The sequence below is a fragment of the Nocardioides sp. YIM 152588 genome, from assembly GCF_040191335.1.
Classification (GTDB): domain Bacteria; phylum Actinomycetota; class Actinomycetes; order Propionibacteriales; family Nocardioidaceae; genus Nocardioides.
In genome coordinates this window covers 15,968-39,189 of the sequence record NZ_JBEGDJ010000027.1, presented here as the reverse complement: position 1 = coordinate 39,189, position 23,222 = coordinate 15,968, and the positions used below count along the sequence as shown (strand labels likewise).

At 73.2% G+C, this 23,222-nt stretch carries 19 protein-coding genes; 7 read left to right on the top strand and 12 right to left on the bottom strand.

The window, feature by feature from the left end; genetic code table 11:
- The first annotated feature begins 42 nt into the window (after positions 1-42).
- From ABLM29_RS13825 to ABLM29_RS13815, 3 genes are read left to right on the top strand one after another with little or no spacing between them, the layout of a single operon-like run.
- On the top strand, positions 43-1,077 hold the full coding sequence (locus ABLM29_RS13825) for a sigma-70 family RNA polymerase sigma factor (RefSeq protein ID WP_349714702.1): 1,035 nt from the start codon (positions 43-45) through the stop codon (positions 1,075-1,077).
- A complete protein-coding gene (locus tag ABLM29_RS13820) occupies positions 1,074-1,679 on the top strand; it encodes a maleylpyruvate isomerase family mycothiol-dependent enzyme (RefSeq protein ID WP_349714701.1) in 606 nt (201 codons plus the stop codon). The genes ABLM29_RS13825 and ABLM29_RS13820 overlap by 4 nt, the downstream gene beginning before the upstream one ends.
- A gap of 48 nt (positions 1,680-1,727) precedes the next feature.
- Positions 1,728-2,966: a low temperature requirement protein A gene (locus ABLM29_RS13815; RefSeq protein WP_349714700.1), complete on the top strand. Its 1,239-nt coding sequence runs from the start codon at positions 1,728-1,730 to the stop codon at positions 2,964-2,966.
- 20 nt (positions 2,967-2,986) lie between these two features.
- On the opposite strand, the gene ABLM29_RS13810 is transcribed toward ABLM29_RS13815, so the two are convergent.
- Positions 2,987-4,444 carry an NAD-dependent succinate-semialdehyde dehydrogenase gene (locus tag ABLM29_RS13810; protein WP_349714699.1) on the bottom strand — a complete coding sequence of 486 codons (1,458 nt, stop codon included), beginning with the start codon at positions 4,442-4,444 and terminating at the stop codon, positions 2,987-2,989.
- Between the two features lie 509 nt (positions 4,445-4,953).
- The gene (locus tag ABLM29_RS13805) at positions 4,954-6,981 is read right to left on the bottom strand and encodes a penicillin-binding transpeptidase domain-containing protein (protein ID WP_349714698.1); all 2,028 of its coding nucleotides are present in this window, start codon (positions 6,979-6,981) and stop codon (positions 4,954-4,956) included.
- 141 nt (positions 6,982-7,122) lie between these two features.
- Here ABLM29_RS13805 and ABLM29_RS13800 point away from each other — a divergent pair, with 141 nt between their 5' ends.
- Positions 7,123-8,430: an endonuclease/exonuclease/phosphatase family protein gene (locus ABLM29_RS13800; RefSeq protein WP_349714697.1), complete on the top strand. Its 1,308-nt coding sequence runs from the start codon at positions 7,123-7,125 to the stop codon at positions 8,428-8,430.
- Here the strand turns inward: ABLM29_RS13800 and ABLM29_RS13795 are convergent.
- The 6 genes from ABLM29_RS13795 to ABLM29_RS13770 form a co-directional block, all read right to left on the bottom strand.
- The gene (locus ABLM29_RS13795) at positions 8,424-8,915 is read right to left on the bottom strand and encodes a MerR family transcriptional regulator (protein WP_349714696.1); all 492 of its coding nucleotides are present in this window, start codon (positions 8,913-8,915) and stop codon (positions 8,424-8,426) included. The genes ABLM29_RS13800 and ABLM29_RS13795 overlap by 7 nt on opposite strands.
- A gap of 86 nt (positions 8,916-9,001) precedes the next feature.
- Entirely contained in the window at positions 9,002-9,688 is a 687-nt protein-coding gene (locus ABLM29_RS13790; protein ID WP_349714695.1) for an aggregation-promoting factor C-terminal-like domain-containing protein, read from the bottom strand.
- Between the two features lie 16 nt (positions 9,689-9,704).
- Positions 9,705-11,525, bottom strand: coding sequence for a DEAD/DEAH box helicase (locus ABLM29_RS13785; RefSeq protein ID WP_349714694.1), 1,821 nt, complete (start codon positions 11,523-11,525; stop codon positions 9,705-9,707).
- Positions 11,526-11,615: 90 nt separating this feature from the next.
- Positions 11,616-12,305 (bottom strand): alpha/beta hydrolase family protein, encoded by a 690-nt coding sequence (locus tag ABLM29_RS13780; protein ID WP_349714693.1) that lies wholly within the window; start codon positions 12,303-12,305, stop codon positions 11,616-11,618.
- A 46-nt stretch (positions 12,306-12,351) separates the two neighbouring features.
- The gene (gene glmS, locus ABLM29_RS13775) at positions 12,352-14,190 is read right to left on the bottom strand and encodes a glutamine--fructose-6-phosphate transaminase (isomerizing) (RefSeq protein ID WP_349714692.1); all 1,839 of its coding nucleotides are present in this window, start codon (positions 14,188-14,190) and stop codon (positions 12,352-12,354) included.
- Between the two features lie 15 nt (positions 14,191-14,205).
- Complete coding sequence (locus ABLM29_RS13770; RefSeq protein WP_502889237.1) at positions 14,206-14,469, bottom strand: hypothetical protein; 264 nt, start codon at positions 14,467-14,469, stop codon at positions 14,206-14,208.
- A gap of 703 nt (positions 14,470-15,172) precedes the next feature.
- Here ABLM29_RS13770 and ABLM29_RS13765 point away from each other — a divergent pair.
- A complete protein-coding gene (locus tag ABLM29_RS13765; RefSeq protein ID WP_349714691.1) occupies positions 15,173-15,739 on the top strand; it encodes a YceI family protein in 567 nt (188 codons plus the stop codon).
- 215 nt (positions 15,740-15,954) lie between these two features.
- Positions 15,955-16,908 carry a GNAT family N-acetyltransferase gene (locus ABLM29_RS13760; protein ID WP_349714690.1) on the top strand — a complete coding sequence of 318 codons (954 nt, stop codon included), beginning with the start codon at positions 15,955-15,957 and terminating at the stop codon, positions 16,906-16,908.
- 91 nt (positions 16,909-16,999) lie between these two features.
- On the opposite strand, the gene ABLM29_RS13755 is transcribed toward ABLM29_RS13760, so the two are convergent.
- From ABLM29_RS13755 to ABLM29_RS13740, 4 genes are all read right to left on the bottom strand, one after another.
- A complete protein-coding gene (locus ABLM29_RS13755; protein ID WP_349714689.1) occupies positions 17,000-17,719 on the bottom strand; it encodes a PadR family transcriptional regulator in 720 nt (239 codons plus the stop codon).
- A gap of 344 nt (positions 17,720-18,063) precedes the next feature.
- Positions 18,064-20,025 (bottom strand): M3 family metallopeptidase, encoded by a 1,962-nt coding sequence (locus ABLM29_RS13750; RefSeq protein ID WP_349714688.1) that lies wholly within the window; start codon positions 20,023-20,025, stop codon positions 18,064-18,066.
- Positions 20,026-20,087: 62 nt separating this feature from the next.
- Positions 20,088-21,398: an RNA polymerase sigma factor gene (locus ABLM29_RS13745; protein WP_349714687.1), complete on the bottom strand. Its 1,311-nt coding sequence runs from the start codon at positions 21,396-21,398 to the stop codon at positions 20,088-20,090.
- On the bottom strand, positions 21,391-21,756 hold the full coding sequence (locus ABLM29_RS13740; protein ID WP_349714686.1) for a YciI family protein: 366 nt from the start codon (positions 21,754-21,756) through the stop codon (positions 21,391-21,393). Before ABLM29_RS13740 ends, ABLM29_RS13745 begins: the two co-directional genes overlap by 8 nt.
- A gap of 141 nt (positions 21,757-21,897) precedes the next feature.
- Between ABLM29_RS13740 and ABLM29_RS13735 the strand changes: the two genes are divergently transcribed.
- Entirely contained in the window at positions 21,898-23,190 is a 1,293-nt protein-coding gene (locus ABLM29_RS13735; RefSeq protein ID WP_349714685.1) for an MFS transporter, read from the top strand.
- Positions 23,191-23,222 lie beyond the last annotated feature (32 nt).

Sequence of the window (23,222 nt, the reverse complement as noted above, 5' to 3'; positions counted from 1 at the left end):
CAGACTGAGAACTCCGGCAGGGAGCCGACGATGGGACCCCGCGTGACCGAGCAGACCACCGATACGACGACAGCAGCCACCGACGAGCTGGCCGACTTCGACGCGCTCACCAGCCGCTACCAGCGCGAGCTGATGGCGCACTGCTACCGGATGAGTGGCTCGCTGCACGAGGCCGAGGACCTGGTGCAGGAGACGTTCCTGCGGGCGTGGAAGGCGTCGGCGGGCTTCCAGGGCCGCTCCTCGGTCCGCACCTGGCTCTACCGGATCGCCACGAACGTCTGCCTCACCAACCTGGAGGGCCGCCCCCGCCGGCCGCTCCCCGCCGGGCTGGGCACCGCGGACTCGACCGTCAACGAGGCGCTCGCCGAGGACCACGAGGTGCCGTGGCTGGAGCCGGTGCCGGACGCGGCGGTCGAGGTCGAGCAGCGGGACACGATCCGGCTGGCGTTCGTCGCCGCGCTCCAGCACCTGCCGGCCCGTCAGCGGGCGGTGCTGATCCTGCGCGACGTGCTGCGCTGGACCGCCGCCGAGACCGCGACCGCGCTGGACACCACCACCGCCGCGGTGAACTCCGCGCTGCAGCGCGCCCACGCCCAGCTCGCCGACCGGCACCTGTCGCCCGACACCGTCGAGCCCCACCTCGACGCCGACCAGCAGCGGATGCTCGACGCCTACCTGCAGGCGTTCTGGGCCAAGGACGTCGACACCATCGTCGGGCTGCTCACCTACGACGCCACGTGGGACATGCCACCGTTCCTCAACTGGTACCGCGGCGCCGACGCCATCGGCGACCTGATCGGCACCAAGTGCCCCGGCGGCGTCCACGACATGCCGATGCTGCGCACCTCCGCCAACGGCCAGCCCGCGTTCGGGCTCTACATGCGCCAGCCCGACGGCACCTTCACGCCGTTCCAGTTCCAGGTGCTGCAGCTCGACGGCGACCGGGTCCGGCACGTCACGGCGTTCTTCGACCACCGCCTCTTCGAGCGGTTCGGGCTCCCCGCCAGCCTCCCGGCGGACTACCGGCCCGAGGAACCCGCCGCGACACCGGCCGGCACGGCCCGTACGACGGGATGACCGCGTCGCCGGCGGCGGCCGGCGTGCCGCCGCACACCTCGGTGGAGCTGCTCGAGCGGGCGATCGGCTACACCTGCGGCACCCTGGCCACCGTCACGCCGGGCGCGTTCGGCCGGGCCACCCCGTGCGAGCGGTGGCGGCTGGCGGACCTCCTCGCGCACATGGAGGACTCCCTGGACGCCTTCGCCGAGGGCGCCGGCGGGGCGGTCAGCCCGCACAGCGCCGCCCCGACGCACCCCGAGCTCCGGCTGGCGGCGCTGCGCCGGAAGGCCACGGGCCTGCTCGGCGCCTGGACCGCCCGGCTGGAGGCCGAGGGGGCGGCGGGCGACGTGGGCGTGTGCGGCGTACCGGCCCCCGTCGCCGTGGTCGCCGCCCTCGCCGCCGTCGAGGTCGCCGTGCACGGCTGGGACGTCGGCCGCGCGACCGGCGAGGGGGCGCCGCTGCCGTCGGCGCTCGCCGCGGACCTGCTGCCGTGGGCCGACCTGCTCCGCGCCGCGGCCGACGCCGAGCCCGGCGCCGACGCCTTCGCCCGCCCACTGCCGACGCTGCCGGTGCCGGACCCGGGGCGCGCCCTGCTGGGCCGACTCGGCCGAGCGGTCTGAGCGCGCGAACCCTGCCGCAGCGGAGCCGTCGTCCCTAGGATCCCGAGCATGGCCGAGCACCCGCTCCAGCTCCAGCACCGGACCCTGCGGATGACGGGCCGCGACCCGGACGAGACCCATCGCGCCGCGACGCCGCTCGAGCTCCTCTTCGACCTGACCTTCGTGATCGCGTTCGGGACCGCGTCCAACGAGCTCGCCCACAGCCTGACCGAGGACCACGTGGCCGCCGGCATCGTCGGCTTCACCTTCGTCACCTTCGGGATCGCCTGGGCCTGGATCAACTTCACCTGGTTCGCATCGGCCTACGACACCGACGACTGGCTGTTCCGGCTGCTGACGATGGTGCAGATGATGGGCGTCCTCGTCTTCGCGCTCGGCCTGCCGGCGGTGTTCGCGTCCATCCACGACGGCGAGACGCTCGACAACGACGTCCTGGTCTGGGGCTACGTGGTGATGCGGGTCGCGATGGTCGCGCAGTGGTGGCGCGCCTCGCGGCACGACCCGGCACGCCGCGCCGCCCACCGGACCTACATCACCACCATCCTGGCGGCGCAGGTGATCTGGTGCTGGCTGGCAATCGTCGACCTCAGCGTGGGCGCAACCTTCCTCGCGATGTGCGTCCCGCTGGCGATCGAGGTCACCGGCCCGATCATCGCCGAGCGGCGCTTCGGCGGTACGCCGTGGCACGCCGGCCACATCGCGGAGCGCTACGGACTGATGGCGATCATCGTCCTCGGCGAGGGCCTGATCGGCACGATGGCCAGCCTGACCGCGATCGGCGACCTCAACGCCGAGGTGGTGCTGCTCGCCGCGGCGGGCACCGCCATGACGTTCGGCATGTGGTGGACCTACTTCGTGGTGCCGCACGGCGAGATCCTCGAGCTGCGCCGCGAACGCTCGTTCGGCTGGGGCTACGGTCACATCCCGCTGTTCGGATCGATCGCCGCGGTCGGTGCCGGGCTGCACGTGGCCGCGTACTACATCGAGCACCACAGCGAGCTCGGCCGGGTCGGGACCGTGCTGTCGGTGGCGGTGCCGCTGGCGACGTACCTGCTCGTCTTCTACATCCTGTACGCCGTGTTCAGCCGCTCGCTCGACCCGTTCCACCTGCTCCTCGGCGCGATCAGCGTGGCGCTGCTGGCCGCCCCGGTCGCGATGGCCGCCGCCGACGTCGACCTCGTCGCCTGCCTCCTGGTGCTGGCGCTGGTGCCGTGGGTGACCGTCGTCGGCTACGAGACCCGCGGGCACCGGCACAACGCCGAGGTGCTGGCCGCGTTGCGCGGCTGAGCCGAGGCCCGGGGCCCCGCTCAGGGCGCCGGGATCGCCAGGTACGTCGTCTCCAGGTACTCCTCGATCCCCTCGAACCCGCCCTCGCGGCCGAAGCCGGACGCCTTCATCCCGCCGAACGGGGCCGCCGGGTTGGAGACCAGGCCGGTGTTGATGCCGAGCATCCCGTACTCCAGACGCTCCCCGAGCCGGATCGTGCGGGCCAGGTCGCGGGTGTAGGCGTAGGCGGCGAGCCCGTACTCGGTGTTGTTCGCGTGCGCGATCGCCTCGTCCTCGCTCGTGAAGGTGGTGATCGGGGCGACCGGGCCGAAGATCTCGTTGGTGACCACGTCGGCGTCCGCCGGTACGTCGACCAGGACCGTCGGCGGGTAGAAGAACCCCTCGCCGCCGGGCTCCTCCCCACCGACGAGCGCCCGGGCGCCGCGGTCGACCGCGTCGCCGACGAGCGCGGAGACCGAGGCCACCGCCTTCTCGTCGATCAGCGGGCCGACGTCGACGCCGTCGTCCTGGCCACGGCCGACCGTCAGCGCCCCCATCCGGATCGCCATCTTGGACCCGAACTCCTCGGCGACCGACTCCTCGACCAGGAAGCGGTTGGCGGAGGTGCAGGCCTCGCCCATGTTGCGCATCTTGGCCAGCATCGCGCCGTCCACGGCGGCGTCGATGTCGGCGTCGGCGAAGACGATGAACGGCGCGTTCCCGCCGAGCTCCATGCTGACCCGCTGCAGCTGGTCGGCGGACTGGCGGACCAGCACCTTGCCGATACCGGTCGAGCCGGTGAAGCTGACCTTCCGCAGCCGCGGATCGGCCTGCAGCGTCTCGCTGAACGCACCCGAGCGGGAGGTGGTGACGACGTTGAGCACGCCGTCGGGCAGCCCCGCCTCGGCGAGCACGTCGGCGAGCGCCAGCATCGTCAGCGGCGTCTGCGAGGCGGGCTTGACCACCATCGTGCAGCCGGCCGCGACCGCCGGCCCGATCTTGCGGGTGCCCATCGCCAGCGGGAAGTTCCACGGCGTGATGAACAGGCACGGCCCGACCGGCTTGCGCATCGTCAGCAGCCGGCTCGTCCCCGCCGGGGCGTCCATCCACCGGCCGTGGATCCGCACCGCCTCCTCGGAGAACCAGCGGAAGAACTCGGCCCCGTAGGTCACCTCGCCGCGCGCCTCGGCCACCGGCTTGCCCATCTCCAGGCTCATCAGCCGGGCGAAGTCGTCACCGCGCTCGACGAGCGCCTCGAAGGCGCGGCGCAGGATCTCGCCGCGATCCCGCGGCGGCGTCGCGGCCCAGTCCGCCTGCGCGGCGACCGCCGCGTCGAGGGCGGCGCCGGCGTCCTCCAGCGTCCCGTCCGCGACGTCCGTGAGCACGCCGCCGTCGGCCGGGTCGATCACGTCCAGGCGGGCCCCGGAGGAGGACTCCCGCCACGTCCCGCCGATGAAGAGTCGGCGCCTGTCCTCGGGCAGCAGGTCGAAGTCGCTCATGCCCCCACTCTGGCACTCAGGGGGTCGCGACGGGAGCGTCCGAGCCCTTCCTGTGCAGCAGACCAGGCAGGCTTGTGCAGGTCACCGATGCAACTTTCTACCGATTCCCCCTAGCAATCTGCGCCGAGATCGCTAAAGTTTGGATTGTCGTTAATCGGAGGGAGCACCGAAAGGCGACATGAGCCCCTCGTTGACCCCATGCGACGAGGGGCTCACTCTTTTTGATGGTGCGAGCGATGTCGCTCGCTTCGCTCGCGCCACGCTGCCGCACTCGCAGTCGGGCGATCCGGTGGTCCAGCGCCGCCGGCGTCTCACCGCGGCTGCACGCGGGGAAGCCTCGCTCGCGGCCTCCGGTCGCTCCTTCGTCGCTCCCTCCGGACCGCTTGCTCCGCGTTCCCCGCGATCGCAGCCGTCACTCCTTGAGTCGAGGGCGCGAGGGATGCCGGTACCCACCGTCGCGGTCCACGTCGCGGGCGCCTGTTTCGTCATTCGGCCGTAGCGGCCGCGTCTCAGCCGGCGGCGCGGAGGAAGGCCTCCAGGATGGGGCCGGCGGTACGGCTGCCCGACTCGCCGCGGTCGACGTAGACCGCGACCGCCAGGTCGCCGTGCGCCGCGACCATCCACGCGTGCAGGCCGGACTTGCCGTCCGCGCTGAACTCGGCGGTGCCCGTCTTCGCGATCGCGGCGGGGGCCGGCAGGTCGGCCAGCCCGCGCCCGCTGCCGGAGGTGACCACCTCGCGCAGCATCGACCTGAGCTGATCGGCCTCCCGGGCGGTCAGGCGCGTCGCCCGGCCCTCCGCGGTGGCGTCGTAGTCGGGCAGCAGGGTCGGTACGACGGTCTCGCCGGCCTGGACGCTGCCGATCACGGTCGCCATCACCATCGGTGAGGCGAGGATCCGGCCCTGGCCGATCAGGTCGGCGGCGGCCTCCGTCTGCGAGGCGGGGTCGGGCACCTGGCCGAAGTACGCGGGGAACCCGAGGTCGTGGTCGATGCCCAGGCCGAGGCTGCCGGCGGCCTCGGCCAGGTCGCCCTTGCCGATCCGGCCGTGCTGGCCGGTGAAGGCGGTGTTGCAGGACTGGGCGACCGCCGTCCGGAGCGGGATCCGACCGAGGTACGCCGACGGGTAGTCGTCGTAGTTCTCGAACGCCTTCCCGTCGACGGTGACCGTGGCCGGGCAGTCCACCGGGCTGTCCGGGTTGAGCCCGTCCCGGAGCAGGGCGAGGCTGGAGACGATCTTGAAGGTCGACCCCGGCGCGGCCTGGCCGTAGGTGGCGTAGTTCTGGCCGCCCGTGCCCGGCCCGTTGGCCGCCACCAGGATCGAGCCGTCGCTGGGCCGGATGGCGACCAGCGCGCTCGCGGGACCGACGTCGGCGAGCAGCTCCTCCGCGCGGTTCTGCAGGCGCGGGTCGAGCGTGGTGGCCAGCGGCGTGCCGTCGACGGCGTCGACCGTGAAGAGCGCGCGCCGCCGCCCGTTCTCCCGGACGGCCGCGACCGCGCGGCCGGGGGTGCCGCGCAGCTGCTCGTCGTACCGGGCCTGCAGGCCGGAGGTGCCCGCGATGTCGCCCGCGCGGTAGACCTCGGGGTCCTCGGCGACCATCTCGGCGGTCACGGGACCGACGCGTCCCAGGATCGGTGCCGCGAACTCCCGGGTCGGCGCCAGCGCGATCCGGTCGGGCACGACCAGGACGCCCTCGATCCGGTCCGCGCCGAGGTCGACCTCGGCGGGCACCTGTCCCTTGCGGTAGGTGATCGCCTCGACGTACGCGCTGTCACCGGCGGCGCGCACCTGCTTCACGTAGGAGGCCACGTCGATCCCGACGAGCCGGGCCAGCGTGCGGGCGGAGTCGGCCGCCTGCTTCCCGGCGACCTTGGTCTTGTCGATGCCGTAGCGCAGTACGGGGCGCTCGGTGACCAGCACCGCACCGCCGGCGCCGGTGATGTCGCCGCGGTCGGCCTCCTCCGTGGCGGCGTCGAGCACCTCGCGCTTGCGCAGCGTCGGCTCGACCACGGTGCGCTCCCACCGCACCGCCCAGCCGTCGCCGCCGTCGACGGCGACCAGCTCGGCGTCCGAGGTGTAGGTCCAGTCGTCCTCGTCGGTGACCGGCCAGGTCCAGGCGAGCGTCGCGACCCGCACGGTCTCCGCGGCCTCGGGGTCCTCCTCGGCCTCGCCGACGCCGTCGACCTCGACCGCCGGCACCGCGCCGTCCATGCCGTCCACGACCGTGGCGTACTCCTCGGCGACCGCGGTGCCGACCGCGTCGGCGAACGGCAGCTCCGCGAGACCGGGCGCCGACGAGTCCGACGACCCCGCCGACCCGGTCCCGTCCGACCCGGTCCCGTCCGTCGCGGTCGCGGTCTCCTCCGGGTCCGCCTCCTCCGGCGTGGCGGCCAGCACCAGCGCGGCGGCGAGCTCCTCGGCGAGGGCGCCGGCGGCGGCCTCGCTCGGGGCGGAGTCGCCGCCGTCGTCCCCGCTGCAGCCCGCCAGCAGGGGAACGAGGAGCAGGCTCGTGCTCAGGGCCGCCGGAAGTCGCCGCATGCCCCGTTCCTACCAGCGGGGCCCGACGTGATCGCGCCGCGGGTCCCTCGGAGTTCATCGACCGGTCGCCCGTGGCCGGTGCGAAGGGTCCGCCCCCTGTCTACGGTGGGCCGTGGAAGGCACACCGACTCGGAGGTCCGCATGCATCCCGCCCGCCGTACAGCGCCCGCCCTCGCCGCCGGCCTGGCCACCGCCCTGGTCGCCACCGCCGCGCTCTCGGCCCCACCCGCGACGGCCGGCCCCACCGACCACCACCGCACCGGCGCCGCCAAGGCCGGCAAGGCCGGTGCCACCAAGGGCGGGAAGCACCACCGCACCGTCCGGTTCTCCACGTTCAACGCGTCGCTCAACCGCTCGGCCGCCGGCCAGCTCGCCGCCGACCTCGCCACGCCCGACAACGCGCAGGCCGCCAACGTCGCCGAGACCATCCAGCGGGTGCGGCCCGACGTGCTGCTGGTCAACGAGTTCGACTACGACCCCGCGGCGGTCGACCTGTTCCGCGAGAACTACCTCGCAGTGGCCCACCACGGCGCCGCGCCGATCCACTACCCCTACGCCTACATCGCCCCGTCGAACACCGGCGTCCCCAGCGGCCACGACCTCGACAACGACGGCACGATCGGCGGCGGCAACGACGCGTTCGGCTTCGGCCTGTTCGAGGGCCAGTACGGGATGCTCGTCCTCTCGAAGTACCCGATCGACACCGACGCGGTGCGCACCTTCCAGTTCTTCCGCTGGGCCGACATGCCCGGCGCGCTGCTCCCCGACGACCCCGCCACCGACGCCCCCGCGGACTGGTACTCGCCCGAGGAGCTCGCCGACCTCCGCCTCTCCTCCAAGTCGCACTGGGACGTCCCGATCCGCATCGGGCGGCGCACCGTCCACTTCCTCGTCTCCCACCCCACGCCGCCGACCTTCGACGGCGCCGAGGACCGCAACGGCACGCGCAACCACGACGAGATCCGGTTCTGGGCCGACTACGTGGGCGACCGGCGGACGTCGTCCTACATCTACGACGACGAGGGCCGGTACGGCGGCCTCCGACCCGGCTCCCGCTTCGTGATCGCCGGCGACATGAACGCCGACCCGCTCGACGGCGACTCCACCGACGACGCGATCCTCCAGCTGCTCGACCACCCGCGGGTCGTGGACGCCGAGCCGCGCTCGGACGGCGGCGCCGAGGCGGCCGACCAGGGCGGCGCCAACGACAGCCACCTCGGCGACCCGGCGCTCGACACCGCCGACTTCGCCGACTTCGCACCGGGCAACCTGCGCGTCGACTACGTGCTGCCCTCGCGCGGCACGAAGGTGCGCGGGTCCGGCGTCTTCTGGCCGACCGACGACGACCCGCTCTACTACCTGACCGGCGACTACGACCCGGTGCAGTGGCCGGGCACCGGGGTACCGACGTCGGACCACCGCGAGGTCTGGGTGGACGTGCGCTACTGAGGGTCCGCCACGGCCCCACCCACCGGCCGGCCGGCATGGGCGTCGGCGTGGTGCCGGTGGTCGCGGATCGGGAAGCCGGTCGTCACCCCGCTGACGATGTCCGCCACGTGCGCCTTGAAGTTCGGGCAGGCGGAGATGTCGTGCGCCCGGCACTCGAGCGCGTGCGTGGTCAGGTGCCGCGACCTCGCGATCTCCTCCTCACGCCGGTCGAGGTCGGCGAGGTGCTCGGTCAGCAGCCGGTGGCGCCCGGCCGCGGTGCCGTCGACCAGCCCGGCGATCTGGTCGAGGCTCATCCCGGCGGCCTTGCTGGAGAGGATCACCGCGACCCGGTAGGCGTCGTCCTCGACGTAGTGGCGGCGGCCGGCGGCGTCGCGCGCGGGGTGCAGCAACCCCTTCTCCTCCCAGTGCCGCAGCACGTTGGTGGGCAGGTCGAACCGCTCGGCGAGCTCGCCGATCGACCAGCGGATCGTCGCGGTTGGCTTCATCTCAACATGAACCCACATGCCGCTGACCTGCGCAAGCCCGGCGAACCGCGCCGTCGCGGAGGCCGCGTCGGGGCGCGGCCGCGAGGTCAGTACCAGCCCGTGCGCTCGGAGTGCGCCCAGGCGGCTTGCGGGCTGCCGTACCGGGCCGCGATGTAGGCCAGTCCCCACCTGATCTGCGTCTCGGGGTTGGTGCGCCAGTCGTCCCCGACGACGGCCATCTTCGTCGCGGGCAGGGACTGCGGGATGCCGTAGGCGCCCGAGCGCGGGTTCTCGGCGAGGTGGTTCCACCCGGACTCGCGGCGCCACAGCGCGTCGAGGTAGCGCCACTGCGCCTCCTCGAAGCCGAAGTCCAGCATCAGCCGGTAGCCGAGACCGCGGTTCGTGGAGGCGTCGACGTCGGTGGGCAGCACCGTGGGCGTGGCCGACGGGAGCCGCTGGGCGATCCGCTCCGCCGTACGACGCAGCTCCTCGAGGATCACGGCGTCCGGGACCTTGCCCGCGGCGCCGGTGCGCCGTTCCTTGCGCTGGCCATCCCGGGCCCGGGAGCCCTCGGTCCGGGCGGTGGCCCCGGTCGACGAGCCGGCCGTGGCGGTGCCGCTGGAGCCGGTGGATGACTCCGTCGCCGAGCCGGCGGACGGACCGGCGGAGGCGCCGGCGGACGGGCCGATCGTGCTGGTGTCCAGCGGCTCGACGTCGACGGTGCAGCCGCCGGCGGTCAGCGCCGACGCCGCCAGCAGCGGTACGACGGCGCGCAGTCCCCCCGGCCCGCGCACGACCAGCCCTCGCCGATCAGTCGCGGCTGCGCTTCGGCGGGCCGTAGTCCTTGGACAGCTCGATCAGCTTGCCGCTGATCCGCGTCTCCTTGAGCTTGTCCCAGGCGCCGTCGGGCAGCCGGGCCGGCAGCTCGACGATCGAGTAGTCGCCGCGGATCGTGATCCGGCCGAAGTCGCGCCGGTCCAGCCCGCCCTCGTTGGCGATCGCGCCGACGATCTGGCGGGGCTCGACCCGGTGCCGCTTGCCGACCTGGATCTTGTAGGCCTGCATCGGGGCGCCGCTGCGCGGCTTGCGCTCGCCACGGTCCCCCCGGTCGCGCGGCCCGCGGTCGTCGCGGTCCCACCGACCGCCCCGGTCGCCCCGGTCGCCCCGGTCGCGGTCGAAGTCGCGGCGCGGCCGGCGCTCGGGCTCCGGCTCGGGCTCCATCAGCAGCGGGGTGTCGCCCTGCATCACGATCGCCAGCGCCGCGGCCACGTCGGCCTCGGGGACGTCGTACTCCTTGACGTAGTGACCCACCACGTCGCGGAAGAAGCCGAGGTTCTTGTCCTGCAGCGCCACGTTGATCTTGTCGTCGAACCGGTTCAGCCGCGTCTCGTTGACGGCCTCGACGCTGGGCAGCTGCATCTGCTCGAGCGTCGAGCGGGTGGCCCGCTCGATGTGCTTGAGCAGGTAGCGCTCGCGCGGGGTGACGAACGAGATCGCGTCGCCGCTGCGGCCGGCGCGACCGGTGCGGCCGATCCGGTGCACGTAGGCCTCGGTGTCGGTCGGGATGTCGTAGTTGATGACGTGGCTGATCCGCTCCACGTCGAGGCCGCGGGCCGCGACGTCGGTGGCGACCAGGATGTCGAGCTTGCCGTCCTTGAGCTGGTTGACGGTGCGCTCGCGGGCCTGCTGCGGGATGTCGCCGTTGATCGCGGCGGCGCTGAGGCCGCGGGCGCGGAGCTTCTCGGCGAGCAGCTCGGTCTCGTTCTTGGTGCGGACGAAGACGATCGTGGCTTCCCAGTTCTCGACCTCGAGGATCCGGGTGATCGCGTCGACCTTCTGCGGGTAGCTGACGATCAGGTACCGCTGCTTGATGTTCTCCGCGGTCCGGGTCTTCCGCTCGATCGTGACCTCGACCGGGTCCTTGAGGTAGGTGCCCGAGAGCGCGCGGATCTGGCGCGGCATCGTCGCGGAGAAGAGCGCGACCTGCTTGGTGTCCGGGGTGTCGGCGAGGATCGTCTCGACGTCCTCGGCGAAGCCCATGTTGAGCATCTCGTCGGCCTCGTCGAGGACCAGGAAGCGCAGCTCGGAGAGGTCGAGCGTGCCCTTGTCCAGGTGGTCCATGATCCGGCCGGGGGTGCCGACCACGACGTGCACGCCGCGGCGCAGCGCCGAGAGCTGGACGCCGTAGCCCTGGCCGCCGTACACCGGCAGCAGGCGGATGCCCTTGGTGTGCGCGGCGTACTTCTCGAACGCCTCGCAGACCTGGAGCGCCAGCTCGCGGGTCGGCGCCAGCACGAGGGCCTGCGGGGTCTTCTGGTGCAGGTCGAGCTGGTCCAGGATCGGCAGCGCGAACGCGGCGGTCTTGCCCGTGCCGGTCTGCGCCAGGCCGAGGACGTCGCGGCCCTCGAGCAGGTGCGGGATGGTCTCGGCCTGGATCGCCGAGGGGCTCTCGTAGCCCACGTCGGCCAGCGCCTTGAGCACCTTCTTGCCGAGGCCGAGCTCGGCGAAGCCCGGGGCCGGGGTATCCTCGGCGCCCTCGGACGCCTCGATCGGGGCGTCGACCTCCGCGGTCGCCACCGGGGCGTCGGTCTCGTCGTTGGGGCCGTCGACCGGTACGTCGGAAGAAGTCACCTTCCCACGGTAGTCGCGGCGTCTAGTCCCCGGTGATTCGTCGTCGCGGTGCGCTGGCTCACGTGTACCCCCGTCGTACCGCGCCGCACGTCAGTTCTCGCTGACGAAGCGCACCAGGTCGGCGCACATCTCGGCGAGGAACGCCTCCCGATCGCCGAGCGGCTCGGGCACGCCGGGCGGAGGCTCATGGAGGAACGAGAAGTGCCCCCCGCCGGCGGCCACGCGCAGGTCGACCTCGGTCAGGTCGCGGAGGCCGTCAGCGAGCAGCTCCAGCTGGGACGGGGGCGTGACCGGGTCCTCCGAGCCGATCCAGGCAAGCACCGGAGCCCGTACGGCGTCGACCGCGCCGGGGGCGAGGAAGTATCCAGCGGCGGGGGCGAGCAGGGCGACGCGGCGCAGCCGCTGGATCGGCACGACGTCCAACGACGTCGCCGGTCCCAGCCACATCCGGGCGCCGGCGAGCGCGAGCAGCACGGTCGCGCCGATCGAGTGTCCGATCCCCGCGACGGGGCCGTCCTCAGCCCCGACGGCCTCGACCGCGAGGCTGAGCCGCCGAGCCCGCAGCGTGAGCTGGTCCGCCGACGGTCTCGGCGTGGCGAGCCGCTCGAAGTGCGGGGCGACGACGAGACCGCCCTCGGCGAGCGCGGTCAGGAGTGGCAGGTGCCGACCCGGATCGCCGCCGCTCCCGACGGAGAAGAGGACCGTCCGGGAGGACCGTGGGTCACCCAGGACCGTGACGTCGAACGCTTCCGCACCGTCGCTGACGGTCATGGTGTGCACCGCGACGATTGTTCCCGAACGCCTCCCGCGCCCGGAAGGGCTGCTGCTACTCGACCGTGACGGACTTGGCCAGGTTGCGCGGCTTGTCGATGTCCAGCCCGAGCGCCTGCGCGGCCTGGTACGCCAGGATCTGCAGCGGGATGGTGAGCAGGATCGGGTCGAGCGCCCGCAGGCTCCGCGGCACCTCGATCCGCGAGCAGTCGCCCTCCTCCAGCTCGCCGAGGTCGACGCCGGGGTGGGTGACGACGACGAGCGGGCCCCCGCGGGCGGCGATCTCGTGCAGCGCGGCGACGTTGCGCTCGACGAGCTCGTCGTCGGGGACGATCGCGACGGTCGGCAGCTCGGGCGTGATCAGCGCGAGCGGGCCGTGCTTGAGCTCGGAGGTCTGGTAGGCCTCGGCGTGCCGGTAGCTGATCTCCTTCAGCTTCTGCGCACCCTCGCGGGCGACCGGGAAGCCGCGCACGCGGCCGATGAAGAAGAGGCTCTCCGCGGCGGCGATCCGCTGCGCGATCGGCTCGATCGCGTCCGCGGTGTCGAGGATCTGCTGGATCTGGCCGGGCAGCTCGTTGAGGGCGGCGATCAGCTCCTTGCCCTGGGCGAGGGAGAGGTCGCGCACGCGGCCGAGCTGGAGGGCGAGCAGCGCGAAGGCGAGGAACATGTTGGTGAGCGCCTTGGTGGAGGCGACGGCCACCTCGGGCCCGGCGTGCAGGTAGATCCCACGACCCGCCTCGCGGGCGATCGCGGAGCCGACGACGTTGACGACGCCGATCGCGCGGCCGCCCTTGCGCTTGATCTCCTGCACGGCCAGGAGGGTGTCCACGGTCTCGCCGGACTGGCTGACCGCGACGTAGAGGGTGTCGGGCTCGATGATCGGGTTGCGGTAGCGGAACTCCGAGGCCGCCTCCGCGTCCGCGGGCACCCGCGCCAGCTCCTCGATCAGCGCGGCACCCATCTGGCCGACGTAGTACGCCGACCCGCAGCCGAGCAGCTTGACCCGCTTGATCTCGCGCAGGTCGCGCGCGTCGAGGCCGAGTCCGCCGAGGTGGGAGGTGCCGAAGCGCTCGTCGAGGCGGCCGCGCAGCACGCTCTCGGCCCCCGCCGGCTGCTCGTACATCTCCTTGAGCATGAACGACTCGTGCTCCCCGGCCTCGTAGGCGTCGGGGTCGATGTCGACGGACTGCGCGCGGCGCTCGATGGCCGCGGGTCCGGTGGCGTCGAGGCGGTAGGTGGTGAACCCGCCGGCGGTGACGGTGGCCATCTCGCCGTCGTCGAGGTGCGCGATGGTGGTGGTGTAGCGGACCACTGCGGCGAGGTCGGAGGCGACGAACATCTCCTTCTCGCCGACGCCGACGAGCAGCGGGCTGCCGTTGCGGGCCACCACGATCCGGTCCGGGAAGTCGGCGTGCAGGAACGCGACGCCGTACGTGCCCTCGATCCGGGACAGCACCTCGGCCACCTTGTCCTCGAGGGACTCCTGCTCGGACGCGGCCACCATGTGCGCGAGCACCTCGGTGTCGGTGTCGGAGGCCAGCTCGACCCCGTCGGCACTGAGGGCGGCGCGCAGCGCCGCCGCGTTGTCGATGATGCCGTTGTGGACGACCGCCACCAGGCCCTTGCCGTCGGTGTGCGGGTGGGCGTTGACGTCGTTCGCCGGGCCGTGGGTGGCCCACCGGGTGTGCCCGATGCCGGCCTTGCCGGAGAACCGCTTCGGCAGTCCCTCACCGAGGTCGCGGACGCGGCCGGCCTTCTTGGCGACCCGGAGACCCGTGGCGCCGCCGACCGCGACACCCGCGGAGTCGTAGCCGCGGTGCTCGAGCCGGGACAGGCCCTCGATGAGAAGCGGGGCCGCCTGCTGGGTCCCGATGTATCCGACGATGCCGCACATGTGCGCTCCTGGGGGTTATCCGTAGACGAGGCGGCGCAGCTGCCGCTCGCTGAGGTCGGGAGCCGCGACGACGCGCTCGGCGAGCTCGTCGCGCAGCCGGGGGAAGATCTCGGCGTTGCGCGCGCCGGTGTCCTGGAGTTCCGCGTGCCGGCGGCGCACGAACTCCGCCACCGGCTCCTGGTGGTAGGCGATGACATCGCCGATCAACCGCGCCGCCTCGGTCTCGGTCAGCCCGGTACTGGCCACCACGCGCTGCAGCAGGTGGGGGTCGATCGGCACGCGACAAGACTGCGCCGATGGGCCCTACCGGTCAAGTTCCCACTCAAATCTGCCCGAAAACGGGCAGAAATCGTCACTTCGCGACCGCTGGGGGTGCTTCACGGTCGCCATCGAGGGCGACGGGACCTCCGGCCCGGACCCCCACGGGAACGCCGGCCGGGACCCGGTCCCAGGCCCGATCTCGCCCGGTGGAGCGTGGAGTGCGGCCAGGGCCCCCCGGGGGTGTCCGGGTGGAGCGACAGGCCGCGCCGGGACCACAAATCGGGCATCGAGGTGGGGGCTGTGGTACATTGGTGAACAACGAGTGAACAGGAGGTGTCCCATGCACGACTCGAAGAAGTCTTCTCAGCTCAAGATGCGCTGGGTCTCAGTGATCGGCACAGACGGTCGTCGGCACATGGAGGCACGCTGGACCCGGGCCGCCGCGCGCGCCAAGCGTCCGGACGACCACGCAGCCTGATCGCCTCCGCCGACATCTGACACGGCCGCGATCCACCTCCGGGTGGGTCGCGGCCGTTCGCATTCCCCGAACCGGACCATTCCTGCCCGGTCGCCGGCCGGCGGAAACCTCCGCCCCGCTCGGCGTGCGATCCACGGCATGCGATCCAACTTTCAACAATTTTCCGCCGGGCCGGAATAGTCCGGGAGGTCGCCCTGTTCGGGTAGTTGAGACTTCAACCAACCAACCCCACGGGAGCTCACCATGACCGAGACCGTCGACACCACCGCCGCCCTCGCCGACATCTCCGGCGACTACACCATCGACGCCACCCACACCCGCCTCGGGTTCGTCGCCCGGCACGCGATGGTCACCAAGGTCGGCGGCGCCTTCAAGGACTTCAGCGGCACCGCGCACATCGACACCGCGAACCCGGCCGCGTCCTCGGTCTCGCTGACCATCCAGGCCGCGAGCATCGACACCGGTGTCGCCGACCGCGACGGCCACCTCGCCTCCGGCGACTTCTTCGACGCCGAGACGTACCCCGAGCTCACCTTCGTCTCGACCGCGGTCGCCCGCGACGGCGACGTGTGGGCCATCACCGGCGACTTCACCGTCAAGGGCGTCACCCGTCCGCTCACCATCGAGTTCGAGGAGGGCGGCTCCGCCAAGGACCCGTTCGGCAACCTCCGCGTCGGCTTCGAGGGCTCGACCACCATCAACCGCAAGGACTGGGGCCTCACCTGGAACGCCGCCCTGGAGACCGGCGGCCTGCTCGTCTCGGAGAAGATCAAGCTCGAGTTCGACGTCTCCGCGATCCGCAACGCCTGATCCCGCGAGCGGCAGCGCCGAAGGGCCGACCCCACCCGGGGTTGGCCCTTCGTCACACCTGCCCCACGAATCACCGGTTGACCGGTGATTCATTCACTTGACAGGCATTGCAACGCCTGTCCAGTGCGGGAATCACCGGTCGACCGGTGATCCCGACACCCGGCCGCACGGAAATCGCAGTGCGTCCCACCCGCACCGCGGGGCACACTCACCGGGTGACCGACGCACCCGCCCTTCCCTCCGGGCTCACCACGCGCCCGCTCACGGCCGCCGACTCGCGCGCCGTCTTCGAGCTGATGGCCGCGTGCGAGCAGCACGACGTCGGGTCGGTCGAGATCGAGGAGGCGGACATCCTCTCCGACTGGCAGCGCCCGTCCCACGACGTCACGACCAGCTCGGTCGCGGTGCTCGACGGCGACCGGATGGCCGGGTACGCCGAGCTGGTCGGCCCCACGCGCTTCGACGCCGCCGTGCTGCCGTCGTACCGCGGCCGTGGCATCGGCACCTGGCTGGCCGCCTGGGCGCGCGACCTGGGCCGCGCCCGCGGGGAGCGTGAGCTCGGCATGGCCGTGCCCGAGGGGTCGGACGGCGACCGGCTGCTGGCCGCGCTCGGCTACCGCGTGCGCTGGACCAGCTGGGTGCTGCGGCTCGGGCCCGGCGAGCAGGTCGCGGAGCGCCCGCTGCCGCCGGGGTACCGGCTGCGCACCGCCACCGAGGACGACCACGAGCAGGTCTACACGGTCCTGGAGGACGCGTTCCTGGAGTGGTCGGACCGGCCGCGGGCGAGCATCGGCGACGTCGCCGCCGGGGTGTGGGGGCGACCCGGCTTCGAGCCGTGGCACCTGCAGGTGGTCACCACCGGCGGCGGCGACGGCGGCGACGGCGGAGGCGGGACGGGCGAGCGCGTCGTCGGGGTGGCGGTCGCCTGGAACACCGGCGAGGGCGGGGAGGTCGACACCTACGTCGACCGCCTCGCCGTGGCCGGGGACCACCGCAACCGGGGCCTGGCCCAGGCGCTGCTCGTCGCCGCGTTCGCCGCCGGCCGGGAGCGGGGCGCCGTGACGTCGTCACTGGCCACCGACTCCCGGACCGGGGCACTCTCGCTGTACGAGAAGGTCGGGATGAAGCCGATGTCGACCTGGCTCAACCGCGCGGTGACGCTGGACTGACGCCGCCGGACTGTGACGCCGCCGGACCCGGGGTCGTGTGCCCGACACCCCGCTATGCGCGGGTCTCAGGCACACGACCCGGCCTAGCGCCTCACTCGTCCCCGGCCGGCTCCTCCTGCTCGGGGCCGTCGGCGAGGATCCCGTAGAGCCGGCGCCGCGCCTCGACGAGCACCTCCACGGCGGCCTGTCGCTGGGCGGGCGAGCCGTTCGTGGCGATCTGCCACACCGCGCTCATCACCTGCGGGATCTCGGCGCGCAGGTCGGCGTGGTCGGCGCTCCCCGGCTCCTCGGACGGGCGCTCGAACGGCGCCCACACGGCGGCGAGCTCCTCGGCGTTCTCCTCGCAGTAGCGGGCCCCGGCAGCGGAGAGCCGCAGGGCGCGGCGGCCGCGCTCCTCGTCGAGCTCGATCAGGCCCTCGTCCTCCAGCTGCTGGAGGGTCGGGTAGACGGAGCCGGGGCTGGGGCGCCAGGCGCCCTCGGTGCGCTCGGCGATCTGCTGGATCACCTGGTAGCCGTTGGGCGACTCCTCGCGCTCGCTCGCGGCGCGCAGCACGTCGAGGATCGCGACGCGGACGTCGCCGCGGCGTACCCGCGGCCCGCGTCCGCCCTCGGGGCGGCCACCGCCGAAGAGCCCGACCAGCCACGGCGGCGGGCCCTGCATGCCCGGGCCGCCCGGCCGCGGGTGGCCACCCCAGGTGGCGTCACCCCAGGAGCCCCAGGAACCCCAGGGGCCGCCGCGCTGGTGCCGGCGGGGCTCGGTGTCCTCGTAGCGTTCGTAGGCGCCACCTCCGCGGTGGCCCTGACCTGACATGTCGAAGGGGAAGCATCCCCCGAAGTCTCGGCGTCCCATGGTGGGACCTCCTCGTGCTCGGCCCCGGCGTCCGGGGCGCTGGATTCGGTATCGGGATATCGCGGCGACGGGCGCCGATCGCTCGGCGTCACTACGTCGTCATGTCGCGATATATCGCGAGAGTACGCCGAAGACCACCCACGATCAAGCGTCCCGACAAGATCGACCCGAGGCCGGGCAAGCGAGCGCAGCGAGCACGACCGGGTAGCCGAGTCGGCAGAAACTGACCGGAGGAGCGCAGCGGGGGAGGTGAGTTTCTGCCGACTCGGCGGGCGCTGCTCGTCAGCTTCTGCCGACTCGCGCGGTCAGCGGGCCAGCCAGGCGGCGTACGAGTCGAACGAGTACGGCCGGCCGAGGAAGTCCGCGACCAGGTTCGCCGCGTCGTCCTCGCCGCCCCGGGCCAGGACGCGGTCCCGGTACCGGCCGGCCACCTCCGGGTCGAACAGGTCGTCGGCGGAGAAGGCGCTGAACAGGTCCTTCGCGATCACCAGCGACCACATGTAGGTGTAGTACGCCGAGCTGTAGCCGCCCAGGTGGCCGAAGCTGGCGAACATGTGGGTGCCGGGCAGGTAGGGGAGGGCGGCGTACGTGCCCTGCAGCTCGATCATCCGCTCGGTGAGGTCCGGCGGCGTCGTGCCCGCCGCGGCGGCGTCGGCCGGGTCGCGGTGGAACCAGTACGACATCGCCGCGTAGAACATCTGGGTGCGCGCGTAGATGCCCTTGCCGTAGTCGTCGGCCGCCTTCATCCGCGCCACCAGGTCGGCCGGGATCGCCTCGCCGCCCACGTCGGTGGCGAAGGAGCCCAGCACGTCCGCGTCCCAGGCCCACTCCTCCAGCATCTGGCTCGGCGCCTCGACGAAGTCCCACTCGGTGGCCACGCCGGCGAACCGGTACCAGGCGCCGTGCCCGCCGAGCAGGTGGTGCAGCAGGTGTCCGAACTCGTGGAAGAGCGTGGTGACGTGGTCGTGCTCCATCAGCCCGCGCGAGAAGTTGCAGACCAGGACGCCCTCCGGCAGCTGCTCCCCGGCCACGCCGTCGGTCAGCGTGAACTGCGCGGCGTGCTTGTACTTGCCCTCCCGGGGGTGCAGGTCGAGGTAGATGCGGCCGAGCTCGCGGCCGTCGGCCACGACGTCGTACGCCGCCACCTCCGGGTGCCACACCGGCACCTCGACCGGGCGGTACTCCAGCCCGAACAGGCGCCCGGTCACCTCCAGCAGCCCCTGCCGGACCTTGGCGAAGTCGAAGTAGGTCCGGACCTTCTGGGAGTCCACGTCGTAGCGCTCCGCGCGGACCAGCTCCTGGTAGTGGATCGCGTCGTAGGGCTCGATCGTCCCCGCGTCGGGGAAGTCGGCGCGGTAGCGCTCCAGCAGCACGGCGAGGTCGCGCTCCAACGGCCCCTGCGCGGCGTCCGCGATCTTGTCGATGAACGCCGGGATCGCGTCACCGGTGCCGATCATCTTCACGTCCGCGTCGTAGCTCGGCCAGTCCTCGAAGCCCACGGTGGTGGCCAGCTCGTGGCGCAGCGCAAAGATCTCCGTGAGCAGCGGCTCGGTGGTCGGCCAGCCGCGCTGGAGGAACGCGGTCGAGATGTCGCGCCGCACGCCCTGGTCGCGGGCGAACATCCGGGTCGGCACCGCGTCGGGGTAGTCGGTGGTGACGGTGACCAGGCCGTCCTCGTCGGCGGGGTGCGCGTCCAGCCAGTCCTCCGGCAGCCCGGCGAGCCGCTCGGGCGCCACGCGGATCGTGCGCACGTCGTCGCGGACCGCCTTGCCGAACTCCTGGTCGAGCTCGGTGATCCGCTCCTTGACCTCGGCGATCCGCGCCCGCGTGGCGTCGTCGCGGTCGACGCCGGAGCGCCGGAAGTCCTGGCGCACCTTGGCGAGCAGCCGCGTGGCGAGCGGGTCGCCGGCGAGCGCCGCCTCGTCGAGGGCGGCGAAGACGTCGTACAGGCCCCGGTCCAGGCTCCACTCGGTGGCCAGCCGCTGCGCGTCCTGCTCGGCGGTGTCGGCGAGGTCCCGCACCTCCGCGTCGGGGTGCACGTTGCCCAGCAGCGAGCCCATCGCTGCGGCGTTGCCGAGGTGGCCGGCCGCGCGGTCCCACAGCACCAGCACCGCGCGCGGGTCCGCGACGTCCGCGGTCCTGACCCGGTCGACCAGGCTCCGTGCGGCGTGCAGCTCGACGACGGCGCGCTCGCGCACCCAGGCGGCCCAGTCGACCACCTCGTCGGAGGACGGCAGGGAGAGGGGGAGGAGAGCGGCGTCGGTCACCGGGTCAGCCTAGGCGCGCGGACCGCCACGGGCCCCGGGTTTCTCGCCGGGCGGGGCCTCCGTCACGCCTCCGGGGCGTCCCCCGGTGGCGCGACCAGCTCACCGCGGCGACGGGTCAGGTAGGCCCGCTCGGCGGGGTTCGCGGTGCCCTGGATGGCGCGGTCGTACGCCGCCGCCGCCTCCGCGCCTCGGCCCAGCCGGCGCAGCAGGTCGGCCCGCGTCGCGTGCCACGGGTGGTACCCCTCGAGGCCGGGCAGGCCGTCGACCAGCGCCAGCCCGACCGCGGGACCGTCGACCTCGGCGACCGCGATCGCGCGGTTGAGCGCCACGATCGGCGACGGGTCGAGCCGCGCGAGCCGGTCGTAGAGCGCGACCACCTGGCCCCAGTCGGTGTCCGCGGCGGCGGGGGCGTCCGTGTGGACGGCGTTGATCGCCGCGAGCAGCTGGAACCGACCCGGCCGGTTGATCCGCAGGCACTCCCGCACGAGCGCGTGGCCCTCCGCGATCAGCTCCCGGTCCCAGCCGCCGCGGTCCTGGTCGGCGAGGGTGACGAGCACCCCGTCCCGCACCCGGGCCTCCCGCCGCGCCTCGGTGAGCAGCAGCAGCGCGAGCAGCCCCGCGGTCTCGGGTTCGGGCAGCAGCTCGTGCAGCGCCCGGGCCAGCCGGATCGCCTCGGCCGTGAGGTCGGCCCGCACCGGCTCGGCGGCCTCCCCCGAGGCGCCGGAGCCGCCGGCGGTGCCGGCGGTGCCGGCACCGCTGGCCAGGTAGCCCTCGTTGAAGACGAGGAACAGGACCGTCAGCACCGCGTCCAGGCGCTCGGGGAGGTCCTCGGCCGCCGGCACCCGGTAGGGGACCTTGGCGGCCGCGATCTTCCGCTTCGCCCGGGTGATCCGCTGCGCCATCGTGGTCTCGGCGACGAGGAACGCCCGGGCGATCTCGGGCACGGTGAGCCCGCCCAGCAGCCGCAGCGTCAGCGCCACCCGGGCCTCGGGCGCGAGCGCGGGGTGGCAGCAGGTGAAGATCAGCCGCAGCCGGTCGTCCGAGACCGGCCCGACCGGCTCGTGCGGGGTGTCGTCGTACGCCATCGCGGCGGCCCTCTGCTTCGCGTCCCGCTTGCCCTCGCGCCGGATCCGGTCGATCGCGCGGTTCGCGGCGGTGGTGGTCAGCCAGGCGGCCGGGTTCGGCGGTACGCCGCCGGCGGGCCACTTCTCCAGCGCCGTGACCAGCGCCTCGGCGGCGGCGTCCTCGGCGAGGTCGATGTCGCCGAACCGGCGGACCAGCGCGGCGATCAGGCGGCCGTACTCGGCCCGGTAGACCCGCTCGACCTCGGCGGCGGCGCTCCCGGGCCCGGGGGCGTCGTCAGGCTCAGTCACCCGGCGGCGGCTCTTCCTGGAACGGGCGCACCTCGACCTTGCCGCGGCACGCCCGCGACCCGGCGGCGGCCCAGGCGAGCGCGGCGTCGAGGTCGGGCGCCTCGATGATCCAGAAGCCACCGAGGTACTCCTTGGCCTCCAGGTACGGGCCGTCGGTGACCACCGGCCGGTCGCCGCCGCCGTCCACGACCGACGCCGTCCCGGCCGGCTGGAGCCCGCCGGCGAAGACCCAGGCCCCTTCGGCCATCAGCTTCTCGTTGAACGTGTCGACGGCCGCGAACATCTCCTGCATGACCTCGGGGGTCAGCGCGGCCATCGCCTCGGGGTCGTCGTGCACCGAGAGCAGGTACTGGGTCATCGGGATCTCCTCCTGGGTCCGTCGGCGGCCCGCGCGGCCGCCGTCACCCCTTCCACGAACGGTGCCACCCGGATCCGACAGGCGCACCCCGATCGGGCCCCACGCGGCGATGCCCGGGCCGGTCCGACCTAGGATCCACCGGTGAGTCTCCGCGGGATCCTGGCCGACACGCGCCCGTTGCGGAACCCGCACTTCCGGCGCCTCTGGCTCGCCAACATCATCACCGTCGTCGGCGCCCAGCTGACGGTGGTCGCGGTCCCGGCCCAGATCTACGCCGACACCGGCTCCTCGGCGTACGTCGGCCTGACCGGCGTCTTCGGGCTCGTCCCGCTGATCGTCTTCGGGCTGTGGGGCGGCGCCCTCGCCGACCACTTCGACCGCCGCACGCTGCTGGTGGTCACCACGGCCGGCCTGATCGGCACCAGCGTGCTGTTCTGGCTGCAGGCCGCCGCCGGGTCGACGAACGTGTGGCTGCTGCTGACCCTGTTCGCGGTGCAGCAGGCGTTCTTCGCCGTCAACCAGCCGACCCGCTCGTCGGTGCTGCCGCGGCTGCTCTCCGCCGAGCTGCTGCCCTCGGCGAACTCGCTCAACATGACGGTGATGCAGGCCGGCGCGATCGCCGGCCCGCTGGTGGCGGGCATGCTGATCCCGGTCACCGGCTTCTCGTTGCTGTACCTGCTCGACGCGATCTTCCTGCTCGCCACCCTGAGCGCGGTGGTCCGGCTGCCGCGGCTGCCGGTGCTCGATGCGCCGACCGGGGCACCGGGGCTGCGCTCGGTCGCGGAGGGCTTCGCCTACCTGCGCACCCAGCCCGTGCTGATGATGTCGTTCGTCGTCGACATCATCGCGATGCTGTTCGGGATGCCGCGGGCGCTGTTCCCGCAGATCGCGCACGAGAGCTTCGCCGGCCCCGAGGAGGGCGGCCTGGTCTTCGCGCTCCTCTTCGCCGGCATCCCCGCCGGCGCCGTGCTCGGCGGCGTGCTCTCCGGCTGGGTCTCCCGGATCAGCCGCCAGGGCCTGGCCGTGGTCTGGTGCATCGTCGGCTGGGGCCTGAGCATGGTCGGCTTCGGCCTGGCCGTCGGCGCCGCCACCCGCCAGGACGGTACGGCGGCCGGGTGGCTCACCGTCGCGGTGCTGATGCTGGTCATCGGCGGCGCCGCCGACATGGCGTCGGCGGCGTTCCGGATGAGCATGCTGCAGTCCGCCGCCTCCGACGCCGTGCGCGGGCGGCTCCAGGGCATCTTCATCGTGGTCGTCGCGGGCGGGCCGCGGCTGGCCGACGTCGCCCACGGGGCCAGCGCGGCGGTGGTCGGCACGGCGGCGGCCGCGGCCGGCGGCGGCGTACTGGTGGTGGTCGGGACCGTGGTCGCCGCGATCGCGGTGCCGTCGTTCGTGCGCTACCGGGTGACGCGGGCGGCGCCGGTCGCGGCGTGAGGTTGCGCGTCGTCACAACCAGATTGGCCCCG

Bases quoted from the DNA above. Each gene is read 5' to 3' on its own strand.
- ABLM29_RS13820 (WP_349714701.1), top strand. From the start codon at position 1,074: ATGACCGCGTCGCCGGCGGCGGCCGGCGTGCCGCCGCACACCTCGGTG.
- ABLM29_RS13815 (WP_349714700.1), top strand. From the start codon at position 1,728: ATGGCCGAGCACCCGCTCCAGCTCCAGCACCGGACCCTGCGGATGACG.
- ABLM29_RS13810 (WP_349714699.1), bottom strand. From the start codon at position 4,444: ATGAGCGACTTCGACCTGCTGCCCGAGGACAGGCGCCGACTCTTCATC.
- ABLM29_RS13805 (WP_349714698.1), bottom strand. From the start codon at position 6,981: ATGCGGCGACTTCCGGCGGCCCTGAGCACGAGCCTGCTCCTCGTTCCC.
- ABLM29_RS13800 (WP_349714697.1), top strand. From the start codon at position 7,123: ATGCATCCCGCCCGCCGTACAGCGCCCGCCCTCGCCGCCGGCCTGGCC.
- ABLM29_RS13795 (WP_349714696.1), bottom strand. From the start codon at position 8,915: ATGAAGCCAACCGCGACGATCCGCTGGTCGATCGGCGAGCTCGCCGAG.
- glmS (WP_349714692.1), bottom strand. From the start codon at position 14,190: ATGTGCGGCATCGTCGGATACATCGGGACCCAGCAGGCGGCCCCGCTT.
- ABLM29_RS13765 (WP_349714691.1), top strand. From the start codon at position 15,173: ATGACCGAGACCGTCGACACCACCGCCGCCCTCGCCGACATCTCCGGC.
- ABLM29_RS13755 (WP_349714689.1), bottom strand. From the start codon at position 17,719: ATGTCAGGTCAGGGCCACCGCGGAGGTGGCGCCTACGAACGCTACGAG.
- ABLM29_RS13740 (WP_349714686.1), bottom strand. From the start codon at position 21,756: ATGACCCAGTACCTGCTCTCGGTGCACGACGACCCCGAGGCGATGGCC.